Below are 1,894 nucleotides of genomic sequence, written 5' to 3'. Positions count from 1 at the left end.
GCGGATGACACCCTGGAATCAAAGCCAGGTGCGGGCGGCGATGAACGGCCCGGCCAACACCGGGTTCTGGAACGTCAAGATCACCGAGGGCGGCAAGTCCGTGGTTCGGTTGCGTCGTTGGCCCGAGGAGGTCGATCGGCCGATCGCCAGCCCGCTGCCACCGGGACCGCCGGTGCCCGGGCAAAAAGCATTTCGGGAAACGCCCGGCAAGCCCGTCGCGGCAGCCAAAGCCACACTAAAAATCGGTGGCGTCGAAAAGTCCGCGGCGGTGCCTGAAGGTGCAAAAGAAGTCGTGTTCGAGATGGACCTGGAACCCGAGACGACGACGATGACCGCAACCTTTGAAACCGATTCCGGAGAAGTCTTCGGCGCCTATTTCGCCTACGTGGAAAAAATCTAGGGGCCTGAGCGGTTGATGAATGAGTGAGCCGTGACGCGTAAGCGGCCGGGCCTTGGGCGCAACGCCTGGGGCCTTACGGCCAGCGGCTCACCAACCGTGTCGAGCTTCTAAATAAGATCGACAAACCATAGCGACTTCCAACTGCTCGTCGCGGACATTGCCGGTTGCGCGCACGAAAAAATCGGCAGCCGCTGGGCTGCCGATTCGTGGGACTCGCGTCCGAGTGGGATTAGGCGTCCAATTCGTCGAGGTTGCCGCAAGATAGGCTGGATGCCTATTCGGCGAGCGAACCCTAACGACGGGTCTTTTTGACTTTCGCGCCGCCCTGACGGACTTTGAATTTCGGATTGCTCTTGCAAATCACGTAGACCCGACCACGACGTTTGACGACTTGGCAATCGGGGTGGCGATACTTCAGTGCGCCAATGCTGCTGACAACTTTCATCGGAATCTCTCACCGGGTGGCGCTCGAAGTCGAACGCTGGTAATCTGTGTCTATGCCCCGGAGCCTCTCCCCGGGTTCTCGCGATCAATGGTCGCTTTGAGGGTCGCGGAGTATAACGACACGAGATCACGGTGTACAGCGACCTTCGGACAGCGACCTTCATGCACTCTCCCGATGGAAGATTCATCCCTTCTGGTGAGGGGTGGTTTTCCCGATTGGAAAGGCCAATCGGCCAGGGAGGGGCGGGCGAGGCGAGCAGAGGGGCGATGGGCTGTCAGCTGTGTCTTTCGGAATCGAATTCTCCGTCCCACTCTCTTTGATTGACCACTCATGACACGATTTGCTTACTTTGATTGCTTTAGCGGGATCAGCGGCGATATGACGCTGGGGGCCCTGATCGATTTGGGGGCCGATGCGGCGGCGATCGAGGCGGCGATTCGATCGATGGGGTTGCCGGATCTGTCGATCACGACCAGCGACGTCAAAAAGTGCGGGTTCCGTGCCGTCTCGGTTCAAATCAACCATCCGCCCGAGCACGCCCACCGGCATTTGCACCACATTACGGACATGATCGATTCGGCCGGCGAAATCGACCAGGCGGCCAAATCGTTGGCCAAGCGAATCTTCGGCCACGTCGCGGTTGCGGAAGCCAAGGTGCACGGGACGACGCTGGAGAAAGTCCACTTCCACGAGGTCGGGGCCATCGATTCGATCGCCGACATCGTCGGGGCAGCCGTGGGGATCACAAGTTTGGGCATCACCTCGGCAATGGCATCGCCGGTTCCGACGGGAACCGGATCGATCAAAATCGATCATGGGCTCGTGGCGGTCCCGGCACCGGCGACGGCTGAAATTCTGGCCGGAATCCCGATCGCGTCCTGCTCGATCGCCAAAGAGCTGACCACGCCGACCGGCGCCGCGATCCTCAAAGAACTGTGTACCGAATTCGGGCCGATTCCCTCGATGATCGTCGACTCGATCGGTTACGGCGCCGGAACCTTGGATCTGCCCGACCAGGCCAACATGCTCCGCGTCCTGCTCGGTCGGCG

2 protein-coding genes and 1 pseudogene are annotated in these 1,894 nt (G+C 60.4%); 2 read left to right on the top strand and 1 reads right to left on the bottom strand.

From position 1 onward, the window contains the following. Positions 1-400, top strand: a pseudogene (locus ABX749_RS31350) (hypothetical protein); the annotation flags it as partial. A 292-nt stretch (positions 401-692) separates the two neighbouring features. On the opposite strand, the gene ykgO reads toward ABX749_RS31350, so the two are convergent. Further along, positions 693-845, bottom strand: coding sequence for a type B 50S ribosomal protein L36 (gene ykgO / locus ABX749_RS31345; protein WP_094417406.1), 153 nt, complete (start codon positions 843-845; stop codon positions 693-695). A 330-nt stretch (positions 846-1,175) separates the two neighbouring features. Here ykgO and ABX749_RS31340 point away from each other — a divergent pair. Continuing rightward, a partial coding sequence (locus ABX749_RS31340; protein WP_372899494.1) for a LarC family nickel insertion protein occupies positions 1,176-1,894 on the top strand: 719 nt, incomplete at its 3' end.

The sequence above is a fragment of the Stieleria sp. genome (assembly GCF_041595215.1).
GTDB classification, from domain to species: domain Bacteria; phylum Planctomycetota; class Planctomycetia; order Pirellulales; family Pirellulaceae; genus Stieleria; species Stieleria magnilauensis.
Note: the sequence above shows the minus strand (reverse complement) of the source record. Positions and strands in the feature narration are given on the sequence as shown.

Excerpts from the sequence above, each read along its gene's own strand:
- ykgO (WP_094417406.1), bottom strand. The coding sequence starts at position 845 with ATGAAAGTTGTCAGCAGCATTGGCGCACTGAAGTATCGCCACCCCGAT.